General features: G+C 47.7%; 11 protein-coding genes. 4 read left to right on the forward strand and 7 right to left on the reverse strand.

Going from position 1 to position 24,023, the window contains the following annotated elements:
- Positions 1–735 precede the first annotated feature (735 nt).
- Together ACYVJG_RS03420 and ACYVJG_RS03425 are read left to right on the forward strand one after the other, a co-directional pair.
- Positions 736–8,463 (forward strand): ELWxxDGT repeat protein, encoded by a 7,728-nt coding sequence (locus ACYVJG_RS03420; protein ID WP_460429793.1) that lies wholly within the window; start codon positions 736–738, stop codon positions 8,461–8,463.
- Between the two features lie 305 nt (positions 8,464–8,768).
- Complete coding sequence (locus ACYVJG_RS03425) at positions 8,769–9,410, forward strand: YitT family protein (RefSeq protein ID WP_460429794.1); 642 nt, start codon at positions 8,769–8,771, stop codon at positions 9,408–9,410.
- Between the two features lie 24 nt (positions 9,411–9,434).
- Here the strand turns inward: ACYVJG_RS03425 and ACYVJG_RS03430 are convergent, their stop codons facing one another.
- The gene (locus ACYVJG_RS03430; protein ID WP_460429795.1) at positions 9,435–10,163 is read right to left on the reverse strand and encodes a response regulator transcription factor; all 729 of its coding nucleotides are present in this window, start codon (positions 10,161–10,163) and stop codon (positions 9,435–9,437) included.
- A 219-nt stretch (positions 10,164–10,382) separates the two neighbouring features.
- Here ACYVJG_RS03430 and ACYVJG_RS03435 point away from each other — a divergent pair, with 219 nt between their 5' ends.
- A complete protein-coding gene (locus ACYVJG_RS03435) occupies positions 10,383–11,804 on the forward strand; it encodes an ATP-binding protein (protein ID WP_460429796.1) in 1,422 nt (473 codons plus the stop codon).
- A gap of 61 nt (positions 11,805–11,865) precedes the next feature.
- On the opposite strand, the gene recB is transcribed toward ACYVJG_RS03435, so the two are convergent.
- Together recB and recC are read right to left on the reverse strand one after the other, a co-directional pair.
- Positions 11,866–15,621 carry an exodeoxyribonuclease V subunit beta gene (gene recB / locus ACYVJG_RS03440; RefSeq protein ID WP_460429797.1) on the reverse strand — a complete coding sequence of 1,252 codons (3,756 nt, stop codon included), beginning with the start codon at positions 15,619–15,621 and terminating at the stop codon, positions 11,866–11,868.
- Between the two features lie 143 nt (positions 15,622–15,764).
- On the reverse strand, positions 15,765–19,250 hold the full coding sequence (gene recC / locus ACYVJG_RS03445; RefSeq protein ID WP_460429798.1) for an exodeoxyribonuclease V subunit gamma: 3,486 nt from the start codon (positions 19,248–19,250) through the stop codon (positions 15,765–15,767).
- A gap of 152 nt (positions 19,251–19,402) precedes the next feature.
- On the opposite strand from recC, the gene ACYVJG_RS03450 reads away from it, so the two are divergent.
- Complete coding sequence (locus tag ACYVJG_RS03450) at positions 19,403–20,044, forward strand: glutathione S-transferase (protein ID WP_460429799.1); 642 nt, start codon at positions 19,403–19,405, stop codon at positions 20,042–20,044.
- Between the two features lie 318 nt (positions 20,045–20,362).
- On the opposite strand, the gene ACYVJG_RS03455 is transcribed toward ACYVJG_RS03450, so the two are convergent.
- The 4 genes from ACYVJG_RS03455 to cmr4 form a co-directional block, all read right to left on the reverse strand.
- Positions 20,363–20,968 carry a vWA domain-containing protein gene (locus ACYVJG_RS03455; protein WP_460429800.1) on the reverse strand — a complete coding sequence of 202 codons (606 nt, stop codon included), beginning with the start codon at positions 20,966–20,968 and terminating at the stop codon, positions 20,363–20,365.
- Between the two features lie 614 nt (positions 20,969–21,582).
- Positions 21,583–22,695 (reverse strand): type III-B CRISPR module RAMP protein Cmr6, encoded by a 1,113-nt coding sequence (gene cmr6 / locus ACYVJG_RS03460; protein WP_460429801.1) that lies wholly within the window; start codon positions 22,693–22,695, stop codon positions 21,583–21,585.
- Between the two features lie 11 nt (positions 22,696–22,706).
- The gene (gene cmr5, locus ACYVJG_RS03465) at positions 22,707–23,099 is read right to left on the reverse strand and encodes a type III-B CRISPR module-associated protein Cmr5 (RefSeq protein WP_460429802.1); all 393 of its coding nucleotides are present in this window, start codon (positions 23,097–23,099) and stop codon (positions 22,707–22,709) included.
- Between the two features lie 3 nt (positions 23,100–23,102).
- Positions 23,103–23,996: a type III-B CRISPR module RAMP protein Cmr4 gene (cmr4, locus tag ACYVJG_RS03470; RefSeq protein ID WP_460429803.1), complete on the reverse strand. Its 894-nt coding sequence runs from the start codon at positions 23,994–23,996 to the stop codon at positions 23,103–23,105.
- Between the last annotated feature and the right edge of the window lie 27 nt (positions 23,997–24,023).

Raw genomic sequence — 24,023 nt, forward strand, 5'->3', positions numbered from 1 at the left:
CATGGTGCGTCGCCCCTTCGAGGTGACAGCACCTACCAACTGTTTTCACTGGGTTTGGTAAGGTGGGCAGGAATTTTTGCCCACCAAATCCATATCATCCAGCCCTCCAAAAAAACCGCCACACCCAAGCGATTCATGTTACGTACAGCGGTGTTTTACCGTCTTTTTCCGATGTCGTGGGCACACAAGCAGTGCCCACACCACCAAAATCTCACCCAAAACAACATTCATTTTGCATTTTTTACAAAAATCTCTCTTTGTCAAGAAAAGAATTTTTGTTTTTTTGCTATTTCGGCTCGCTCCAATTTTATGTCATTGACGTGCAAAATCGGCGTTTTCGCCGAGTTAGCTCTCACTTGACCCAAAAACGCATTCCATCAGCATCAAAATCAAAAAGTGCTGTCATATTTTTTTGCAAAAAAACCACACTTTTTAAAATACAATAACGCTATTTTTGATAAATCATTCGATTGATTTGCTGAATACACCGCAATTCATTTCTTGACGAAAATCAAATGCAACACTTCGTAGTGAAGAAAAACCCCGATTATTTACCTATCAAGCACATCATGCTAACTCTCACTTCCCTCACAACTGTGAGGAAACTGTGAGGAAATTTTTTGGTTGGATCTTCAGTAACAATGAGCGTTATGCAAAAAAACCCATTGGGCTACCCATATCACTGCCCCCCCCATTTGGGTTTGCTGAGCTTTTTGATGAGTTTTGGAGATCACCATGTTTGCCACTCGCCCGACTTCGTTGGCCTTTATCGATAGCAACCTGCCTGATATCAACACCCTCGTTGCCGGTTTGCCTGCCCATGTCGAATATCATGTTTTGCATCCTCAGTTTCCTGCTTTGCAACAGATGGTTGCGTTGTGTGCCGATCGTGTTGGTTTGGCTGCTTTGCATCTGATTTGTCACGGTGCACCAGGTGAGTTGCATTTGGGTAATGACATCATCGACCTCACCACCCTGAAAGCCTCTCGCCCTTTGCTTCATGCGTTGTCTGATGCGATGGCGGAGGAAGGGGAGATTTTGCTGTATGGCTGTGAAGTCGCCGCGGGTGTTGCCGGACGGCAGTTTGTTGATACTTTGCGGTCAATCACCGGCCTGAACATCGCCGCCGCAACGCATAAAGTCGGTCATGCCGATTTGGGTGGCAGTTGGGAATTAGACGTTGCGCCTGCGATGATGCAGTCGGGGTTGCAGGTGAGTGAGTGGCGGGGGGTGTTATCTTCTAATACCCGCCCTGTACTGGATAACACCAAATCTCCTTCACTCGGCACAACTGTAAAAAATGCCGATTCACCTTCGTATCAAGATACTGATCTCGGCAAATTGGTTAGTGACCTTGTCAATACCAGTCCTTTAGCAAACTACTCTGATGCTGATAACGATACAGCTGGCATTGCCATCACAGGCATCAGCAACCAAGGTACTTTGTATTGGTACAAAACCAGTGGCAACGGTCCTACAGGCTGGATGGCATTAACTTCAAGTGACGTTTCAGAAAGCAATGCGTTTTTGCTTCCTGGCAATACACGCATCTATTTTCGCGCTAACACAGATGTTGAAGGGACGATCACTAATGCCATCACCTTTAAGGCATGGGATGGGACAGGTGTTTTTACAAGCTACTTGAATAGCAACGCAAAGACTGGCGACTCAACCACGTCTGATGCGTTTTCAACGATGAGTGATACGGTAGAAGTCACTGTAAACAGTAATACACCCACCATTCACGGCCTCGATGAGGAAGATAACTCTAATGCGGTAGATCCAAATACCTTAGTTTATTTGGATTTATCAAGTAGCAGTGAATACGCTTACGTTACAGGTGCAAAACAGGGCAGTTATTTAACCATTCAACAACCCAAAGGCACAAAAGATGGTTCTTTTGCTTTTGATACCTCGGGGATTACTTTTGATGATACAGCCTCAACCTACACAGTAACAGCTAGTGTTGTGATTGCAGGAACGTCTTCTGCTTACGCTGACCTTAGACAAGATGGCAGTTTTCAAGTTGGGGATAAGGTTTTCCTATTAACAGAGAATCTATCGGGTGCTACGATTGTCGAAATTGGAACTGTTGACGCTTTATTAACCGATAGCACAGATCTAAAAATCACCTTTACGCGCACAGACAGCGATGTTGCAGGAACAGCAGGCAATGCACCGGGGGATATTGGTTGGGTATTGCAGCTCATCAATTACAAGGCTCCGACAGGTGGTGAGCGTGAGTTTTCAATGACGGTTAATAATGATGCAAACACAGCTTCAGAGGCTGCGACGGTAACATTAACGGTTGAAGCTCCTCCCGGCTTCTCCAATATCACCACCACCCTCAATTTCACCGAAACCGAGTTGCAAGCTGCACCCAAATTGTTGGATAGCGATGTTACCTTCAGCTACGACAACAGCAAATTAGAAAAACTCAGCACTTCTCAATTTGCCACGCTCTATGTTTTCTTCGTGAATGATGCAGATCAGCCTATTTCAATGCGTAACAACGAGTTATTGCTGTCAGATACTGCGAACATTCGTGCAGGGGGTTACACATTAAATGGCTATGAAATTTATTACAAAGCAGATGCAAATAGTTCAGAAAGCCTCATTGGTTATTTCAATGATCTGGAAGTAGGGTTGAGATTCTTTTTCAATGCTAACAACAATCCCACAGCAGCCGTCATTGAAAAGATCATTGAATCAATTACTTATTCTGTGACTGACTTCCCAACCGAGGTCAGCAAGCTAAAAATCACCTTCACAGACAATCAAAATGCTACAACCGAGCCAGTCTATGTGGATGTGAATGTCACTGCCGAAAATGACGCACCTTTTGTGCATGTGAATAATGGCTTTGTTGTGACCAAAACAGCAGGTGAGTGGGACGGAGTTTATAACGGCTTTGAACTCAGCAATGGCAAGGTCATTGGGTTGGCTGAATCTGATGGTGATACAACCTTTGCCATGCTTGTGCGTTATAACGCCGATGGCACACTAGACCCAAGTTTTGGCAATCAAGGCAAGGTTGAGTTACCCATCACCTTTAGCAATATGTGGGCTACCTATTCCACCATTGATAAAAACGGCAATTTGTATGTAGCAGGGGAAGTCACTGCAAACAGCACAACCAGCAACGCTGTCGTTAAAATCACCGCAAGCGGTGCGTTAGATACCACCTTTGGAACAGATGGCAAGTTGGTGATTGCAATGAATACCAACGATGCACCCAGAGAGATTAAGTTTGATGCTGCTGGTAATATCTATCTACTCAATGACTATCCCGCTACAGTCACCAAGGTATTAGCAACTGGCGCACTCGATACCACGTTTGGCGACCATGGCATTGCCAATATCGGGGTAGATACAGCAGGTAAGAGTCACCAAGGTGAATTTGCCGAAGTCATGGGCATGACCCTAGCCAAAGATGGCAAAATATGGCTATTTGGCGATCATGCCAATACCGCCGATTGGGAAGCGCAATTCATGGTAGCGCGTCTCAATGCGGATGGTTCTGTGGATACCAGTTTTGGTCAAACGGTTTATATCCCAGGTAACGCGCCTGTTATCCTGTCCAACAAGGTCGTGTTATTTGATGGCGAACTGAGTAGCGATCAAAATACCACCCATAACTTCGATGGCGCGATCCTCACCCTTGCCCGTGAAAATGCTGCCAATGCTGATGATGTGTTCTCAGCCGCCAGTGGTAGCAAGCTCACCCTTGCAAACGGTACAGTCACCTACGATAGTGTCGTTGTCGGAACGTTTACCCAAACCAATGGCACCCTCAGCATTACCTTTAACAGCAGCGCGACGGCATTGATGGTGCAGGGTGTTGCCCAAAGTATTGCCTATCAAAATACAGGCACGCCTCCCTCAGTGGCAACCGACATCAAGCTGGTATGGACACTCAATGATGGCAACACAGGGGCGCAAGGCACGGGCGGCGCACTTGAAACCAGCAACATACAAACCCTGCGTTTGGATTTGCCCCCTGTATTAGAAAGCGCGACCCCAGCGGACGATGCAACACTGGTCGATCCTTCAGCCGTCTATGAAAAAGGGATTGTGCTTAACTTCAGCAAAAACGTCTTTGCAGTCGCCAATAAGTCTATACAAATCTATCGTGCAGTCGAAGGCGGACAGGATGAATGGGTGGACAGCATTGCCGCCACGTCCGCTGTGATTAAAGATGACACTGTTACCTTTTATACAGACAAGCTGATCTTTTCTTCTGACTACTATGTCAAGGTAGAAGCGGGGGCATTTGTTGATGCAACTGGCGCGGCATTTGCTGGAATCAATGACGAAAGCACGCTGAATTTCAGCACCTTCCCAGTCGATAAAAATGACCCAATGCAACTGCTGAAAACCTTTGCAGAAAGACATTCTGATCCAAATAGTTTGTTTGTTGCGGGCAATAAGTTGTTCTTTAAAGCAAGTGATGAACGCCATAGAGAAGAACTTTGGGTATCGGATGGCACCACCGCAGGTACGATGTTGGTCAAAGATCTGAACCCTGGCGGTGCTGCCGATCCCTCTATTGGTAATCAAGTGGCGATTGGCAATTGGTTCTTTTTTGAAGGCGATGATGGTACATCCTATAAGCTATGGCGGACGGACGGTACAGAACAAGGTACAGTTGCAATTTATGACAAAAATATAGAATTCGCGCTCAATTTCAACGATAAGCTGTTATTCACAACAAACGAAAATGGCAAACAATTATGGCTATTTGATCCCAATGCCACTAACCCTGTTGCAACACAGCTTGGTACTGCTTTTCAAAATGACATTCGCAGTTTTACCGAAATCAATGGCTCGCTTTATTTCTTGCATGGCAATAACGAAATTTGGAAGACAGATGGCACTACCAATCTCAACATTGCTGATCTTAATGCTGATAATTATGTTGACCATCTCTCTGCTGTGGATAGCAAGATATTTTTCACCCAAAATTATGGCAGAGATCTGTATGTACTTGACACGGCAAGTAACACACCTGCGCCATTATTAGTAAAAAGTGGAATAGAAAAAGGAAACGATATCCTTTCTCCCGGAAACTTTATGGTTGCTCAGGGAATGCTGTTCTTTAGCTATACGTATGATGTTTATGATCCCACGACTTATACGTCAGAACAGAAAACAGAACTCTGGAAAACCGATGGTACAGAAGCAGGAACAGTTCAGATTCAGCTTGATCCGAGCATCAGCATCCAGAACATCCTACCTTCTGCCTCTGATACATGGTCATATGCACTCACAAATCATGTACTCTGGAAAACCGATGGTACGACTTTTGAGCAGATAAAAGCCTTTGACAACTATGGCGTAGGCTTTGGTGCTGACGATACAGAAGTCATTGATGGTATTCTGTACTTCAAAGCAAATGATGGCGTGCATGGTTCAGAGCTATGGATGAGCGACGGCACCACCGATGGCACCAAACTGCTTAAAGACCTCAAAGAAGGATCAGACGGCTCATACCCATATCGCTTGACCAATTTTAATGGCAAGTTGGTACTAGAGGCTGAGAAAACCATCAGCGATACGCTCAAAAGTGATGCGTTGTGGGTATATACGCCAGATAAAGCCCCCGCCTACCAAAGTGCCTCGGTGGATGGCACAACGCTCACCCTCACCTACGACGAAGATCTAAAAACCGATGCTTTGCCAGCAACATCTGATTTCGAGGTCAAGGTCATTGCAGGTAATGCAGGAAAAGTGGTTAACGTCAGCAAGGTTGCGATTAACAGCACAGACAGCAAAAAACTAGACATTACCCTAGCAAGTGCTGTGAAATTCGGCGAAAAAGTGACGTTCAGCTACACCGATCCAACCACCGATAATGACGACAACGCCATTCAAGACGTAGCAGGCAATGATGCAGCGAGTTTGAGCGATTACGGTGCCAGTAACCTCACCAAAGCCAACAAAACCTCTGACCCTGTCATCACCAAGGTACCAGGACAATCGGTAGTCTTTGAAGTGGGCGGCGGCAACTACAGCATCAGTAATGTCGTGAACAAGGATGCGCCTGCCAATCTGGGCAAGGGTGTCAAAATGCCGTTGGGTTCGTTCAGCTTTGACATCACGGGAAGTGATCCAGGCTTTACCGCTGACTTGTCGATGACAGTCGATGCCAGCCTCAAACAAGCCACCTACTATAAGTACAACTACGAAACCAAAAAGTACGTCAACATCGCCAAAGGGGTTGAAATCACTAAGGGCGCGGATGGTAAGCTAGGCACCGCTGATGACAAGGCAATCATTCGTTTCTCGCTGAAAGATGGCGATGCGTATGACGCTGACCGTGAAGCCAATGGCACAATTCAAGACCCAGGTGGCGCGGCAGACAATGCCCTGTTGCCTGTCGTCGTTGAAGGCGATACCGCAGTGACTACCGTGGCGTTGATCAATACGGATCAAGTCACTGGCACGCTCAGCTATGCCATCACAGATGGGGAAGATAAAGATCTGTTTACGATTGACAGTAAAACAGGCGCATTGACATTCAAAGCGGCCCCCGATTACGAAAAACCCACGGATACAGGCGATACCAAAGGTAACAACACCTACGCGGTTACCGTCAAAATCACCAGTGCCAGCGGCGGCAGTGAAACCCAACCGCTGATTGTTACCGTGATCAACAAACCCGAAGCGGGCGACAAGGACGTTGGTAGTAATGTCACGGCACAGGAAAAAACTGTGGTGGTTGAAGCAACACCAAGCCCGACTCCCACACCTACTCCAACACCGGAGCCTACCCCAACACCAGAACCGACTCCCGTACCGACACCGGAGCCGACACCTACACCCGTACCAACGCCTGTCCCTGTTCCCACACCGACACCGGCTGGCACGTTTGACGGGGTGACGGTGAATGAAACCGTGCAGACAGATGGCACACGGGTGGTCAGTATTCCTGTGGTGACGGATGAGCGTGAAGACGACCCAACGACACCGCAACAAACCCACGCTGATATTCCCGTGGTGAAGAATGCAGCAGGTGAATCGATCTTGACCGTCAGCGTACCCACTGGCGTAGGCATGACGGTTGAAGGCAAAGCCGAGCCGCTGAGCAAGACCGATGCGTTGGCAGAATTGTTACGCCGGATTGAACAGAAGAACACCGGCAACAACAACCAGCAGGAAATGAAAGACAACGGCAACAGCTTCCTCAATCTATTGCAAAATGATGAAAAGCTGATCGTGAAATCCATCACGCCAACTGTACCAGCCAACACCAACCAAGCTCCTGCCGCCCCGATTATCATCAACGGCAGTGATAAAGCTGGCGATGGCAAACAAGCGGTGGTGATTGATGTCAGCCAACTGCCCAAAGGCACAGTGATTCAAGTTCACAACATCGACTTTATCGCCATTGTCGGTGAAGTGCGTGCGGTGGGGGGTAAAGGGCAAAACGTCGCGGTTGGCGATAACCTCAATCAGTTTATCGTCCTTGGTGCCGATGATGACACCATCTCTGGCGGTGGGGGTGTAGATACGGTGGGTTCCTTGGGCGGGAATGACATCATTAACGGTGATACAGGAGACGACATTGTCTATGGTGGTGCGGGTAATGACACGCTTACCGGTGGCGTAGGTAACGACCGTCTTAACGGTGGCTTTGGTAACGACACCGCCATCCAAAGCGGTGCCCGTGGCGACTACACCATCAGCGTAGACGGTCACACCGTCGTGCTGACCCACAAGACCACTGGAGAAATCGACCGCCTGCTGGATGTTGAACTGGTCAAATTCGACAGCGGTGACAACCTCACCATCCGCTATGGCGAAGTGTTTACCGCTGAATATAACCCTAACGTCCTCAACGTCACCGCCAATCGTCAATTTACCGGTGGTGACGGTAACGAGATGGGTTATCTGCCGCTTGGGTTAGCACTGAATGTCGATGGTGGCAAAGGCCATGACGTGCTCAAACTCACCACCACACGGGCAGACTATGCCATGGAACGCAATGGCAATGCGCTTGAAATCACCCGTTACACCGATGGTGCGATGTTAAGCCTACAAAACGCGGAATCGATTGCCTTTGACAATGGAGAAGTGGTTCACCTCACCCATAACGGTGTTGAAGCGATCTTGGCCCGCTTATTCCAAACCTTCCTCAACCGTGATGCCTCAGTCAGTGAATGGCAACTGGGCAAACAAGCCGCCACCGACTATCAAGTCGGCCGACTGTCGGCGGATGTTATCTTTGCTTGGTTCCAAGCCCAGAACAGTAACTTGGCCAAAATGGATAACACCACCTACGTTCAGACCCTGTACCAAAACACCTATGGCCGTCAAGCCAACACCACCGAGCTCAACGGTCATCTGGCTGAACTGCAAAACAACAGCCTCGACCGCAACGGACTCGCAGTCAAAATCGCCGCCAGCAGCGAAGCGATTACCGCCATCGGTACGGTGATGCAGTTTGATGGGTGGGTGTAAGCGCCTTTAAACTAGCGTAGAGGTAGATTGGGTTGCCGGTGATTGGCAACCCAATTTTTTTCAGAAATACCAACAACTCATGGTGCGTCGCCCCTTCGGGGTGACAGCACCTACCGACTGCAATAGCTCTACCCACTTTGCACCTCCCCCGTTTGGGGAGGTTTTTCATTTGGTCACAATGCAAAATTTAAAACCCGCGTATAATGATTTCATGGCAAGAATATTGCTTATATTTCCGTGGGGCGGTCATGGTGTACCACACACTGACCGTAAATAATGAATTTTTCTGCGTGGGCGGTATACACATGATGACCGATTCCAAGTGCCTGAGCAAAGAAGGACACAATCCACTTGCTCACACCTGGCCAGAAGACGTGCTGGCAATGTTGATTGGGACTTCTTTTATTGGTTTTGGCATGGCGATGTTTGGCCAAGCGGGTTTACTCACGGGCAGCACAGCAGGCGTTGCCTTTTTATTGCACTACCAATTTGGACAACCGTTTGGACTGTGGTTTTTTCTCATCAACCTACCCTTTTACTGGTTGGCAGTGCGGCAGATGGGCTGGACATTTACCCTACGCACCTTTATTGCAGTGAGTCTGGTATCAGTGTTTGCTGGATTACATCAAACCTTTTTACCGTTTGAAGGTGAACTGAATCCGTACTACACCGGCCTGTTGGGTGGGCTGTTAATTGGTATGGGATTGATTGCCCTATTTCGACACAAAGCCAGCGTCGGCGGCATCAATATCCTCACCCTATACTTGCAACAACGTTATGCCATCCGCGCTGGCAAAGTTCAGTTTGGTGTGGACTTACTGGTGTTGCTTTCGTCGTTATTTATGGTCAGTCTGCCGGCACTCATCGGTTCTCTTATCGGTGCCGCTGCGCTCAGTCTGGTGATTGGGTTTTATCACCGACCGGACCGCTATATTGCCATGCACTGAACCAAAAGCATGAATGAGCACATCTCATTCAGCGGTCATGTAATAGCCAATACCGCGCCGCACTTGAATTGGAATATCCACATTTAATTGACGGCGCACTTTATGCCGCAAGCGGCTGACCATCACCTCTAAGCGGTGTTTTCCCACTTCGCCTTCTTCCAAACCCATTTCAACTAGAAATGTCTTATGTTCTACTACTTTACCTTGGGCAAGAAATAGAGTTTTTATTAAATGACTTTCTGCGAGCGACAGGGTAATACTGTTCTCTTGCGGTAAAAACACCAACTGGCCAGATGATTCGTCTAACAACCAAGCACCACAGACTAATACTTCTGCAGTAGGCACGGCATGTTGTAAGGCCTGCGGTAATTCCCCATTCATCCGTTCCACAATGCGCCGGATCGCTAGCGAGAGCTCCATAATATCAATCGGCTTGACAAAGTAATAATCTGCGCCAGATTCGAAGCCTTCGATTTTATTTTCGCGCAAACTGCGGGCAGTGACAAAAATAATGCCTATGTCTTTTCTATGTTGCCGCAGGTATCGCGCAACTGACAAACCATCTTCACCCACCAAACCAATGTCTAAAATCACCGCGATAAAGCTTTGAACACATAATCTGCGGTAAAATTGTGCGGCACTTGAGAATTCTTCAGTCGCAAAGCCCAAATATCTTAGTTGAAAAGCCAATTCTTTTCTTAAGATATCCTCATCTTCGACCAAAGCAATTTTATAATCTTGGAATAATTCCATTTAAAAGTGGCACTTTAGAATATGAACATACACTTGCCTACTCTAACCTTTACTAGCGGCCTTGGCAATTTGATTTTTGCTATTTTAGTCTTTTTGTATATTAAAAAATCAAGATCGACACAAAAAGCATTAAAGGTTTGGTGCAGTGCCAAAGTCTTGCTGAGTGCAGGGTTTTTATTCAATTTCTCTCAGATTTTCCTGCCACATCAAATCCCACCGGTGATAGGTAACGTCTTACAAATCACTGGGATTGCAACAGAATTTGCAGCGTATTGCTTGTTACTCAACAAACCCTCTTGGCTGAAAAAGCTATGGCCGTTTTGTCTTATTTCACTTGTTATCCTGCTGTCGATTGCCATTGCAGAAACCAGCCAAGGGCCGCGTTTATTGTGGCTCTCTACCGTGATTGGTTCATTATTATTCGGTGTTTCTATCTTGCTGTTTTCTTATCCGCAACGCTCTGGCCTGATATGGGTGATTGGCATTGTGAATTTACTGGCGGCAACTTCAATGTTCCTGCGCGTCTATTACGGCATATTTATTGGCGAATTAGTTCGTTTTCAGATGAATTGGGCAAATTTTGGCATTTATTTTATGGCCTATATCACGCTGATTATCAATGGTTTTGGTTTTCTGTTATTAGCCAAACGACAAGATGATGAGGAATTAGCCACGTGGGTACAGGCGTTAAGAGAAAATGAAGCGATACAACGAACGATTCTGTCCACTGCTTCACATGAGTTTCGCACACCGTTAGCACAAATTCAGGCAAGCTTAGATTCATTACGGATTGTTGGTCATGACCTACCGATAGCGGTATTACAGCGGGTGGATAATATGCGTTATGCGGCAAAACGCATGTCAGACCTTGCTGATAGTTTGATCAGTCAGGAGCAATTACTTGAACCTCGAAGCAGAATACCGCAGCAAGGCGAGGTGCAAGAAGTGACCGACTATCGTACTTTGCACTTTTTAGAATTGTTGGCGCATGAGTTTCGCAACCATAGCGCGATGATTAAATCGAGCATTGATTCCTTATTGTTGTTACACCATGAGCTGCCACCAACCGCACAAGAAAGACTACAACGGCTGCGGGTCAGCAGTTGGCGGCTGAATGATTTAACAGAAGATTTATTGCAACAACACCGCTTTCGGGCGGAGGTCGGTTTGGATGAGGCAATTTATCCGGTTGAGCTGTGGTCGTTGCTGAATTGCAGTATTAACCACTACCAACTATTGCATCCCCATCGCAAAATCGAACTGATTCATCCTTCACACAATATCAGCCTCACCGTTGATGCCGCCTTATTCGCTATCGCCATCGATAATCTGATTGATAACGCGCTATCACATAGCCAAGTCGATAACAGCCCAATCACAGTTACGGTGCAAGAACATGAGGATAGGGTAGAAATTGCTGTCAAAGACCTTGGTTTGGGCATTAGTGATGCGAAAAAAGGCGAGGTCTTTAAACGCTATGTATCTGGTACAGAGGAAAAAACCCGTGGTTTAGGGCTCAATATTGTGTGGCGAATTGTTCAATTACATCACGGAAAAATTGAGGTGTTTGATAACATCCCATCTGGCACCGTAATGCAGATTACCCTGCCGCTCGACGGGAAACCAGCTCAGTCAGCGTAGTATCATTTGGCGGTTTGCTTCTCGCAAAACCGCCCTACTGCGCATATCCGACGTCCCACACTTAACGGCCACTGAACAACTGATCGAGTTGTGAAATCAAGGTAGGCGAAGGTTGTTTGACCATGAGCCCTTGAGAAGCAGACTCGATCCCTCTTATAAAGAAACAGACAAAACCGCCTAAGTGGTTTTGTGGTTGGTAATTTGTCAGTCGGTTTTGTAACAAACGATGCAAAGCCAAGGTGTAGCAAACGCCTTGCACATCATAGCGATGTTGTAGCATCGCCGCTTGCATGGCCGCTGGTTGGTAGTCGTCATCACTTTTTCCCAAGCGGTTCGATTTATAGTCCAACACAAAATAACGACCAGCATGTTCAATCACCAAGTCAATATACCCCTTGAACATGCCGTGAAGGGTGCGCGGATTAAGCGGCGTGCGGGGTGCGTCAGCAAATAGCGGGTGAATCATTTGCTCTAGCTTACTGGTCTTGACTTCAGCATCAATCGACAACATAAATTCCATTTCTGTCTGCACTTGGTGAGGAGCCAGATCAGCAAGCCGTAGTTTGGGTAGCGCCTCATCCAAACACAGCGGGGTATCTAACACCAATTTTAACCACCCATCGAACACCTCTACCCATTCGGATAAATCACGGCGTTGACAGCGTAGCGCAATTATCCGTTTTCGCTCACGGTCATGAGCATAGGCCGCAGCAAAACCATATTCCGCCGCCCATTGCAATAAACCGTGTAAAAACACCCCTGCCCGAGGCCCTGCTTCAAAACGATGAATGTCTTGCAATACCCCATTGACTGGCGTTGGGGTACGCTGCACAGGCATCGATACCGTGCCTTCATCCTCAATCACTGGATGTGGTTGGCTAAAAATGTGCCGTTGGTGGCGATCTGGCAACAACGCAGAATAACTGGCAATCCACCACGAATGATCAATAGTGCCGGTAAACTTTTTTGCTTCTTCTGTGGTGGTCAACGTGTCGTCAGCGTTTATTTGGGCACGGGATGCGTTTGCCATTCGCGGCGAGGTTGAGACAGCAAAACACGCCGGATCCTCATCCTGTAACTGGCGGAGATAATGTAACCACTGCTCGGCTGGCCAAGGTTGTGCCATACCAAATAGCCGGCCAATGGCAGTTTGATTGACGCCAACTTGTCGATTAACCACCGCCGCAATACCTAAAGCCAGATAGTATTTAGCACGGGTCAATGCCACATATAACAGCCGCATTTCCTCTGCTTGTGATTCGGTCACAAACTGTTGCCACTGTGCTGGTGTGGCCTCTTCCCCTTTGGCAATAAAGCATGGTGAGCCGTCCGGTTGATGAATGAAAAAAGCACTGGTTTGACTTTGCATCGGTACGCGAATAGCGCAGACAAAAGGCAAAAAGACCACCGGATATTCTAAGCCCTTAGATTTATGGATGGTCACCACTTTGACCAAATTGGCTTCGCTTTCTAAACGCAAAATGGCTTCTTGCTGTTGCAAATTCGGCTGTTCAATAAGCTGATTGAGATGGCGAATTAAGCCCTGTTCGCCTTCAAGATGGGCAGAATCCGCTTGAAGACGTTCAGCCAAGTGTAAAAAGTTGGTCATCACCCGCTCGCCGCCTGTTTCTTGCAATACTCGTTGCGGCACCGCTTCATCTAGCAACAGTTGGCGCAACATCGCTAAAACACCATTTTTTTGCCATAACAGCCGGTAGTCCCGAAAACGCTTGATTTGCTGTTCCCAGAAGGTTTCATTCACCACCAGCTGCTCTAGCTGTTGCCATGACCATGCCAACGATGGCGTCGCAAGGGCACGACGAACGCGGTTACCATCTTCTGGATAAACTACAGCTTCAAGCCACAACACCATATCAGCCGCCTGTTGGCTCTGAAAAACGGAATCACGGTCGGATAAATACACCGACCGTACCCCGTAACGGCTTAATGCTTGGCGGATGATGTCGGCTTCGCGACCACTGCGGACCAAAATGGCAATATCTTCTGCCCGAATTGGCCGTGTCGTGGCGTCCTTATCGCCACAGGGCAAGTGCACCTGCTCGGGTGATGCCAACCAGTTGGCAATTTGCTGGGCAGTGTGATTCGCCGTTAGGTAGCGATAGTCCGTAGAATTGACCTCATCAAGCCCTGCCACAAAGTGAAAATCTATCGCTGCCAATGGTGTGTTATCGATAGTTAGCGCCAGCGATTGGTGACGGCTTTGTACCGGAAAGAAAGGGATTTGCTCATGGAAAAACACGCCATCGCCGTCTTTCCAGACGGTGTCCGCGTGACTGAAGAGCTGATTCACTGCCTTGACCAACGGCGCAGTCGAACGGTGGTTGGTGTCTAAGGTGGTGCGGTGTGCAGGTTGGATGACTTGGCGGGCATGGATATAAGTAAAGATATCCGCCCCACGAAACGCATAAATCGCTTGTTTAGGGTCACCAATTAACAATAAACCGTGTTCGGTGCTGTTTTGGTCTGGGTAGATGGTCGAGAAAATGCGATATTGTGCGGGGTCGGTATCTTGAAATTCGTCAATCATCGCCAGCGGAAATTGACACCGCAACACCCTAGCCAGCGGATTTTCTGCCTCGGTTGATGTGTTGGCCAGTGCCTGGTCAAGGCGCGTAATCATGTCATCAAAACCGATTTCTGCCCGTCGCTGTTTTTCTTGGTACAGCCGATGACCAATCCATTGCGCGGCATGTTGCCATACCGTTAACGTCAATGAAGGCAAAGCCTTGATTTTACTGGGCAATTCAGCGAGCGCAGCAAGCGCGGCATTCACCTGATCTGGATGGTTGGTTATTAAGACACAGTTCTTCTTCAAGGCAGCGGCAATACCGTTGGGTGATAGATATTTCCAGAAACCTTCTTCTTTTTTCGTAGGGACAGGGGCGGGTAACAATGGTTGTGCTTGGTCGCTATTCACCCATATCGCTAGATCACTGAGCCATCCCTGCAGTTTTTCCGATTTAATGCGGCTACCATTGAATTGTTTTTCCGTATCAGTTTGGGTCAAAGCGGTTGTCAGCGCATCTAACCAACCTTCCCGCCACGGCCGCCGCAGTGCGGCAAGGCGTTGGCAATAGACAGCGTCGATTTGAGAAATGGCCGCCGCCAACGATGTGGTAGGCGGCTGGTTGAGATCCAGTGTCCCTCGGGTTAATAACGGCCGCACTTGATTAAGTACATTAAGAGGATCGTTACCTAAGATGGTCAGTGCGCTTTGTAACAACGGCTCTTGCAGTGTTTGCACATGAACGCGCCAGTAATCACGGGCCGCCTCTTGTTTCAGCTCAATATCATCTGTATTCACCTTAAGCTCAAACAGACTTTGGCTATCAAAAGCGTGCGTACGCAGCATTTTTTGGCAAAAAGCATGAATGGTATAAATGGCGGCTTGGTCCATCGCTTGTGCCGCTTGATCAAGACGATAAGCGAAAGCCGCCGCTTTTTTGGGGTCGTCTTGGGCGTACCGCTGGCGCAGTTGTTGCAAAAATGGATCGTCATGATTGAGTGGTGATCGAAAAACTGCAGCAGCTTGTTCTAAGCGCCGCCGGATTCGATCACGCAATTCTTCCGTGGCCGCCTCGGTAAAAGTGACCACCAAAATCGATGACGGCATTTGGGGCGGTATTGGGCTATCGCTGTCGTTTTCATCAGCAGCGCCAAGAATTAAACGCACATAAAGGCTGGCAATCGTATAGGTTTTACCTGTCCCTGCGCTGGCTTCGATTAAATGATTTCCAGCCAGCGGAAAGGTTAATAAATCCAGCTTTTTGATTGATTCTGTTGTGATCTGGGACATGGTATTTCCATTGTTGTTGATTAAGCCCCGTAGGTTGCAGCATGTGGTCATCGGACCAACCCCTCTGGCTTGGTGGATTAGGACGCTTATCAGCCCTACGGTACTTGCATACGATGGCGCTAAATGTTGTTTAAAGGGGGTTTTTAGTCATCAAGCGGATAACACGGCGCATTCGATAACGCCGTGTAACACAGGTGATACAACCCATACGCATAGTGTTCAAAACCGGCGGCTAACAGTTGTTCCCAACTTGGCCATGCCCGCGCCAAGGCTGCCTCTTGTCTCACCTCACCTACGCGGTTGTTGTAAACATCCCCTTCATATTCGGTTTTTGCCTGCTTTTTCCATTTTTCCGGGTTATCTTCCTGCCCCTCACTCGCCAAATACACGCCGGCGGTCTTAATCGCTACCGGAAGCGGGTGTTGCATGGCCTCTAGCCATAACTGACATAAGCGGTGTAAGGCATCTTGTGCGACAGAGGGGGCAAGCGGTTCCCACACAAAATAACAGTTGTCTTTTGGTGCAATCAGCACCGTTGATAATGGCCGTCCATTAGCACTAGCCAATAGATGCAATGGCCAATACGTTGCCACGGCTTTTAAATTAAACAGCCGTTCTTTTCTTCGGATCGCATCGGGCAACACATAAAAGACCGCTTGCTGTGCTGAATTTTCGCTGATCCGACAATGTTTTATATCCGCCTCAATCACCTGTTTTTGGGCAGCGCCGTGTTCATAAGTAAAGGATAGATGCGCCACATCTTCCATTTCTCTTGGCCACTGTTCTGCCGCTTGCTGCCACAACCGGAAACCACACCATAAATCTGCTTCCAATGTCCGCAAGTCTGCTTCCGCGACTTCGCCCACTGGTAGGACGCCTTCGCCTCGTAACTGAGCACAAAACGCCTGCCAACGCTCAGCTAATTCCTGCTCGGTGAGACTATCCGCCCGCCGTAATAATTGATTCAAGGCCCGTGAACGTAATTGATAAAGGCTCAGCGTGTTTAAGGCGAACACTTCACAGTCGAGCGGTGCATCGCTGTCCTGAAAATAGATTTGTAACCGTTGTGAGAAAAACGTACTGACGGGCTTTTTAAAGAAATAGGCCAGTTGCTGTATCGAGATGCTTTCAGGCGGCGTGTATGCAGCGAGTTTTCCCACTTCAGCAACGTTTTGTTCAGACGGCGTATGGACGCTTTCCCAGTGTGCGGCATACGTCCACCACGGTTCTCCTTGAAAGTAGCGCACGCTAAAAGGTTGTAACGGGTGTTCAGTCGTGAGATGTGCCGAGAGGGGTTTATTTGGATCATCGCCCCAACACCAAGTACGGTTGAGGTAATTTTGCAGTTGGCTAATCAATATGGACGGGGAACGCTGCCGGTTGTCGCGGCTATCTTGTCCCACATAGCTGATATATAAGGCTTTTCTCGCTGAAAGCAGGGCTTCGAGCAACAAATAGCGATCATCTTCATGTCGTGAACGATCGCCGGGGCGGTAATCTTGCCCCATCAAATCGAAGTCGATGCGCTGGGTTTGGCGCGGATAATCGCCGTCGTTCATTCCCAATAGGCAAATGAGTTTAAACGGAATGGCGCGCATGGGCATCAATGTCCCAAACGTGACAAAACCCGACATAAACTGCAATGCCACACTGGTATCCGTAAACCCTTGTAATACCACTTCGCGCACCACCGCCAGCGGAATAGGATGATCAATCCCTGCCTGATCACAAGCCAGCACCCAGTCAGTCACACTTTGGGTAAATTTTTCTAATAATGCTTGGGTGAACTCATCCTCTGCCACAATGCAGTCTTGTAATAACTGTCCGAGCAGGGTTTGCCATTGTGTCGGTAAATACGTTTGAGTCAGTGCTTGGCTGTATTGACCCAATATCCGCAGACACTGCGCCAGCTTACCGATCAATTCAGCCTCTAATCCGCCGATTTCCGGATAAGGATAGACGTCTGACCATGCCCCGTCCTCTTCCATCGCATAGCCCAACAACATCCGGTGCAGCCCAAATAACCAGCTGTTTTGTGATTCAGAAGGGAGTTGTAAGCGTGTTTTATGCTCACCATCCAAGCCCCAACGAATCCCCGCCCCTTCAACCCAACGCCGCAGCAGAGGCAATTCGTGGCTTTCCATCGCAAATGCCTGTGCAAACTCAGGAATATCCAGCCAATCTAACAACTCACTGACTTGCAAGCGTTGTTCCGGCAGATGTAATAATGCTTCAATCACTCGTAACACCGGTGCCGTACTGCGGTCAGCGCGGTCGGCAAGATTAAACGGGATCGTCAAAGACTTGTTATCCGCCGTGACAATAGGCTGTCGAAACACAGATTGGATAAAAGGTGCATATAAATCAATATCCGGCACCATCACCATCACATCACTCGGCTTCAACTCACCGCGACTTGTTTCAAATCGATTCAGTAATTGGTCATGTAAAATTTCCACTTCGCGCAGTGGGCTATGCGCACTGTGAAAAACAATCGAGTCGTCCAAACGTGGTAGCGGTTTGGGTGTGTCAACCGGGGGTTCTAAATCGACAATCGACCACTGTAGCTTTTGCAGTAACGGAGCCTGTTCGGATGGTTCGGTGTCATCAAACAAGTCGATTTTGCTGAATAGAATTTTTTGCTGTTCAGAGTACGCTTGTTGATCATATTGATCTAACAACTCGATAAAGTCGCGCCCTTGCCGCCCCCATGCAGCAAGTAAAGGATGTCCATGCAAATGCAATAATTCTGGGTCGTTTATCTCTGGCACCCCCGGCCGTTTGTTATGGCGGCGGCGCACTTCGCGTTGCAGAATGGTACGCACTTCAACAATATCGGCCCAATAATGTCGGCACGGGTTGAGCACCGCCATAATGATGTGGCAATGTTTGCCTAGGGCATGGAGGGCTTCCACCACTTGGGCAGGCAGAGAAGAAATGCCGAATACAATAATGCGTTCTGGTAAGCCTGCTGGCCGCTGAGACAGGGTTTCAAGTGTAGAAAGAAACTTCGGATGGATGGCGGCTCGGTGGGTGTTAATTTGTTCTAACAGCGTTTGATTCAGTTTGAGCCAGAGTTTCACTTGCCAATGTTGGCTGTCGGTGAGTGGTGTAATATGGCCGTTCGCTAACCGGAGCTGATATTTTTCTTCACTCCAATCAGTCAGCCAATCTGCACGATACACTTGATATTGGTCGAACAAATCTGCCAGCTGTAGCGCAAGTTGATGGCGTTTACGCCCATCGTCATCACGTTCTAAAAAGCGCCCAAGGGCAGCGAAATCATCAGGATGTTGTGTAATCCACTCGGGTAGATGGCGGTACAAGTGCCATTGCAGTTGTTTTTTATCAAAAGCAGACTGTAACGGCACGTCCTCTTTTCCGAGCACAGTGCGGTAGCTATGCCATAAAAATTCTGAAGGCAGTTTGAACGCTAACGCTGCTGCGATGCGGTGTTGATTCGCAAACTCTAATTTCAGCCAATGCGCCATACCGTGGCTATGAGTCAAGATAACTTCATGACTAAGAGGGTGGGTAAGAGGATGTTGTTTTATCCAACCGAAAACCACTTCACGCAGCGCTTCCATACGATTGGCGTGGAGAATCGTTAAACCACAATACTCAGACATACCGCCCTCTCAATCAGGGAAATTTTATTTGTATCAGATATTACCAGAATTTTTCTCTGGCAATTTTCTCAAAACCCTTTTGTGCATAGCATCAACAGCGGTCAATTAAGCTAGGGTATGATTTAAAAATCGAAAAAGGTGAATGACACTCGATGATGACTTCTCGACCTCTGCTTTATAGCTACCGCCGTTGTCCTTATGCTATGCGTGCTAGAATCAGTCTGTTAATTGCGAATATTGTGTTTGATATTCACGAAATTGTGCTGAAAGACAAACCAGCCGCCATGCTAGCCGCCTCGCCAAAAGGCACTGTGCCTGTCTTATGCCTACCGGATGGCACAGTCATTGACCAGAGCTGGGACATTATTCAATGGGCTTTACAACAAAATGATGTCTGCCATTGGTGGCAAGCAGCACAAAGCACAGACAATCTTGCCTTGTTGCATACCAATGATGGCGAATTTAAATATCACCTCGACCGTTATAAATACCCGGAACGTTTTGCCGATAGCCAAGGCCGCGAGACCCATCGACAGCAAGCGATGGCATGTCTGTTACAACCTCTCGCAACTCGCCTCAGCGCCAGCCGATTTCTTGGCGGAGAACAGGCTTGTGCGACTGATATCGCAATTTTCCCTTTCATCCGCCAATTTGCCGCCATCGATCCCATCTGGTTCGCCGAACAACCCCTCCCCACACTCCATCAATGGCTGTCATACTGGATAACCGAACCATTATTTTTACGCTGCATGGCCAAAGTGCCAAGCCAGCAGACGGTTAGGTTTCCGATTTGAAAAGGTGATCAAAAATGCTAAACACTGTTCGTCCCACGATAAGTCGCTGATTTTACCTGTGCAGGCACAATAGCTGCTTAAGGATTATCAATCAGATCGCTTTTCGCTTCTTGTTTTGCAGTGCTTTCAACGAGGGCAGAAAAATTAAACATGGCCAAACTCCCAATTTGAAAAAAAGAAAAATATTCACAATCTCAAATAGATACAACCTCAAATAGAAAATTACATGATGACCCCTATCACGAGAAAACTGGATAAACACAGCTTAAATAAAACACCGATTTTTTTCAGAATGACAAGCTTGTCACTTGCAAAGAATTACTTGATTTTTTGCGTTAGTAAAATGGCAAGCCAGTGAAAGAATGCTGTTAACTCAGAAAAAGCAATCGACTTGGCCGGATGTTGTGAAAACTGGCTTAGCATGTGTAAATTTGAACCTGGTAAGCCAACCGCTAACACGGAAATATTGCCTAGTTCTGCTTGCTGTTTTAATTGAGCAGCAACAGTCAGCCAGTTATCCGTTGGCATACCATCGCTGATAAGGATTAAATGAGATGCAACAGACGTCACACCTTTTCTCAGTAGCTGATGCTTTCTGAGATATAAACGGTGTTGAGCCAACGCCATCGCTTGACCTAAAGGTGCACCACCACACGCAAATAGGGTGGGATGGGTGACTTTCTCTATTTCTATTAACGGTTGTATTTCGTGTACACGCCCAGCAGCAACGATCATACCCAGTTCAAATGTCTTATGAATATGCGAATTATTTTTCGACAGGGAAATAAACTGTGCGATACCTTGCTTTAAGTCAGCCAAAGGTTTTCCTGCCATTGAAGCAGATGTATCAAACACAAATTGACACAAGATTTTTTTATTGGTTTCCTTGCTTGCAAGGTATTGGGTCGCTGTGCTGTCCATCATGTCTCTCTCCAAGAAACCAAGGTAAATTTTTCTTAACAAAGCAATATTTTTAATACAAAATAGTGTTTGTTATCTTTTCATTTTTTCTTTTTCACTTTGTTGCCAACAGAACGAACTGTAATAAAAAACGGCAACAGCCTGTTTTTAACAAGCTTGTCACCGTTTGGTTTTGATCAATGATTGAATGAGCCACGCGATGACTCTTATGAGCTCAACATCAAGTCTTTCGGAGCATTTCTTTTAAGGAGATAGCACAGCTTCGTGCTCTACAACTGCGTTGCCAAGCACGCGGCTTAGGGATAAACGCCTAGCTTCATGTCGGCTCGGCGTGGCATGGAGGTCTGGGAAAAATTCTGCGTGACACTTTTCCCACAGGTTTGTGCAGAGATGGCAGATAGGCGCTGTACGTTCTTGCAACGACCGGAATCTGCCAAAGAGAAGATTTATTTTGGAGGTAGTTGAGCAGATAGAGAGAAATCTTAGATAAGCTACTATCAGCTTGTCGGATGCAAGCGCAGGATCGCGACACATTGACAATAAAAACAGACAAATTGTGTTGCATCAGTTTTTAATTGAGGTGGCCGATGACTCAATTGCCATCGACCACAAAAAAATCAGGGCAATGGATCTATTTTTATTAAATCACTTTGATTGCCTTTGATCATCACTTCTGCTCGGACAGAAAGTGATTTTTTCCCTTCTTTTAACAGCTTCTGCGCCGATTCACTAAAAGATTCAAACAATTTTTTAGACTGTGCTCCTTTTAGTGGTGTCGTGCTTTTCTTGTCTGTCTTGTTCGTCACTGTAAGCGAACCACTACTCTTATCATACTTAACAAGGGCATCATTCCAAGTAGTGGTACTAGAAGAGCTAGCAATAGCACTCGTTATTTTAATCATGCGGCCATAGCCAGCGGCCGTTTTCGCACCGGCACCCATCCATTGCAACGCATCACCAAGCTGAACCATCGCCTCTTGTGCATCGGCTTTAGCTTGCGCGTCTTTCTCGGCATTACCACTTAAACGCGGTGCAATCACAAAACGGAACGTGGCATTGCTCACCACCAAAAAAGGCACCGGCACTGGACTATGCCAATCAGCAGGTAAACTCTCGGCATAATGTGGTTCAGTGATGTCTGCACCTTTTTCATACCATTTACCCATGTGCGGGGTCATGATGTCGCATTTAAGCGTAACCACGCTACTGGGAATGGCATCAAAGAAAATCAAATTGCCAATGTGGTTTTCGGTTTGCTCCAATTCACCTTTAACCGCCCCAAACCAACGGGTAATTTGGGCATTACGACTTGCATCATCGGCATGTTCCATCCACGCTTCGACCCAACCGCGTAACATGCCTTTGACACCTGACGCTGGTAAATACGGCACCCCCAAGGTGTGATGCCATGTAAAGCCATTTTCGACCGGATGATTCAAGCCCAAACCCGTGGCAAGGTGCCATTCGGTTTTGAAGTCTTTGCATTGTGCGCCCAAGCCGGTGGCGAGTTTTTCCAATCGAGCGGCGGCCGCTTCCAACACTTTGGGATCGCCACGGGCGGCACTGACAGTTTCAATCCATGCTTTTTTGCCTGAATCGTCAACCGACCAATCTTCTGCATCAAACGAATTGTAAAAACGGTTGAACCACAGCCCAAGATTGGGTTTACTGTCGTTGGGCAATGTGCGCGGATGTTGCCCTTCTGGCGACCTGTAAAACGGAACTGGCATACGGTTTCCCCTTAGAGGTAGGCCTTGGCGAATTTCTTCACCCAGTCCATGTAGTGCATGGCTTCAGCTTGCGCCACCCGATACAAGTGCATATCAGCGCTGGTGATGGCCTGCATTAAATCTTGATGACCGGCAAACGGACGGCCTTCGCTGGTCAACCAACTGCTGAGAATACGATACAGATGGTCATAGCCGTCTTTGTCTTTTTTGCTTTTGAAGAAAGCAGCGGCCTGCCCCAAGCCGTTGGTGTGGATCATGAACGGCAGCTCAGAGGCTCGCGCTTTGAGTTCAGATGCTGAAGCTTTGGGTTGATGATTACTATCATCAGGAGCCAGTGATTTGACTTCTTTCAGCGCGTGGGCGGCGCGTTGTTGTTGCAGGGTTTGCGTGATGTTTGTCGTCATGGCTTAAACTCCTTTGACCGCTGACACACGGCACCAGCCCATGCCCACGGTTTCGTTGCCACCAATTTGCAGATAAGGCGCAGATTCGGGGAACAAGGACAACAAACTATCCAACACTTCATCCGCAGCGATTTTTAATTCTTTGTTGCGAGAATTATTGGCCGCCACGGTCAAATACATCAGCGTTTCGGGCGGCAGGGTTTCTTCGTACCACAGCATGCCACCTACTACAGTTTTGGTTTCGTTGTTGATGGCAATGTGCGGGCTGACCGGTGTGGCGTGTTGTGCCAGATGCGCAAACAAATCGTCGTGAACAATCACCAGTTGGGCTTTCAAACGCTCGGCAAAGTCTTCTTCTGTCGGCACAAAACCCGCTAACCAAGTAACCAAAGCATCCAAATCGGTTTGTTGCGTCTTGCATTGGAATTCTTCCAAATACAAAACCCCTGCTTTGCCAACTTGCAAAGCGCTGTCTTCGGTCAGTCCGGCGGCGGCGATGGTTTTCAGAACCGCGTCAGGCGTAGCCTTGCCGACGCGCTTGGCATCGTTAAACGCACGGCGCAACAAAGAAGGGCAAGTCACCCATTTAAAATGACTGGTGAGGCTACGAACGGGTAACAACAACAAACGTGCATCGCCCACGGCCACAGCACCGGCGTGCTCAGTGCTGCTAGGGCCAAACACGATATTTAACAGCGATTCTTCAAGCTCATTTTTTTCTGCTTTGGCGCGCTTTTCCGCTTTGGCGCGCATCGCGCCTTTCATGGCCGAGCCAAACACACACGGCCAGCCGGTATGCGCTTCGCGCATGATCGGCAAATCAATCACGCTGGTTGAACCGTTGGCACCGGCGTGGATGGAAGTTTCAGCGTATAAACCCAGCAATTCTGTTTTCATAAGAAAATTCTTTCGATTCGTCAAAAA

Source organism: Aquaspirillum soli (assembly GCF_054781915.1).

What these genes read in the sequence shown, in the direction of transcription:
- ACYVJG_RS03420 (WP_460429793.1), top strand. Translation starts at nt 736, where the DNA reads ATGTTTGCCACTCGCCCGACTTCGTTGGCCTTTATCGATAGCAACCTG.
- ACYVJG_RS03425 (WP_460429794.1), top strand. Translation starts at nt 8,769, where the DNA reads ATGATGACCGATTCCAAGTGCCTGAGCAAAGAAGGACACAATCCACTT.
- ACYVJG_RS03430 (WP_460429795.1), bottom strand. Translation starts at nt 10,163, where the DNA reads ATGGAATTATTCCAAGATTATAAAATTGCTTTGGTCGAAGATGAGGAT.
- recB (WP_460429797.1), bottom strand. Translation starts at nt 15,621, where the DNA reads ATGTCCCAGATCACAACAGAATCAATCAAAAAGCTGGATTTATTAACC.
- recC (WP_460429798.1), bottom strand. Translation starts at nt 19,250, where the DNA reads ATGTCTGAGTATTGTGGTTTAACGATTCTCCACGCCAATCGTATGGAA.
- ACYVJG_RS03450 (WP_460429799.1), top strand. Translation starts at nt 19,403, where the DNA reads ATGATGACTTCTCGACCTCTGCTTTATAGCTACCGCCGTTGTCCTTAT.
- ACYVJG_RS03455 (WP_460429800.1), bottom strand. Translation starts at nt 20,968, where the DNA reads ATGATGGACAGCACAGCGACCCAATACCTTGCAAGCAAGGAAACCAAT.
- cmr6 (WP_460429801.1), bottom strand. Translation starts at nt 22,695, where the DNA reads ATGCCAGTTCCGTTTTACAGGTCGCCAGAAGGGCAACATCCGCGCACA.
- cmr5 (WP_460429802.1), bottom strand. Translation starts at nt 23,099, where the DNA reads ATGACGACAAACATCACGCAAACCCTGCAACAACAACGCGCCGCCCAC.
- cmr4 (WP_460429803.1), bottom strand. Translation starts at nt 23,996, where the DNA reads ATGAAAACAGAATTGCTGGGTTTATACGCTGAAACTTCCATCCACGCC.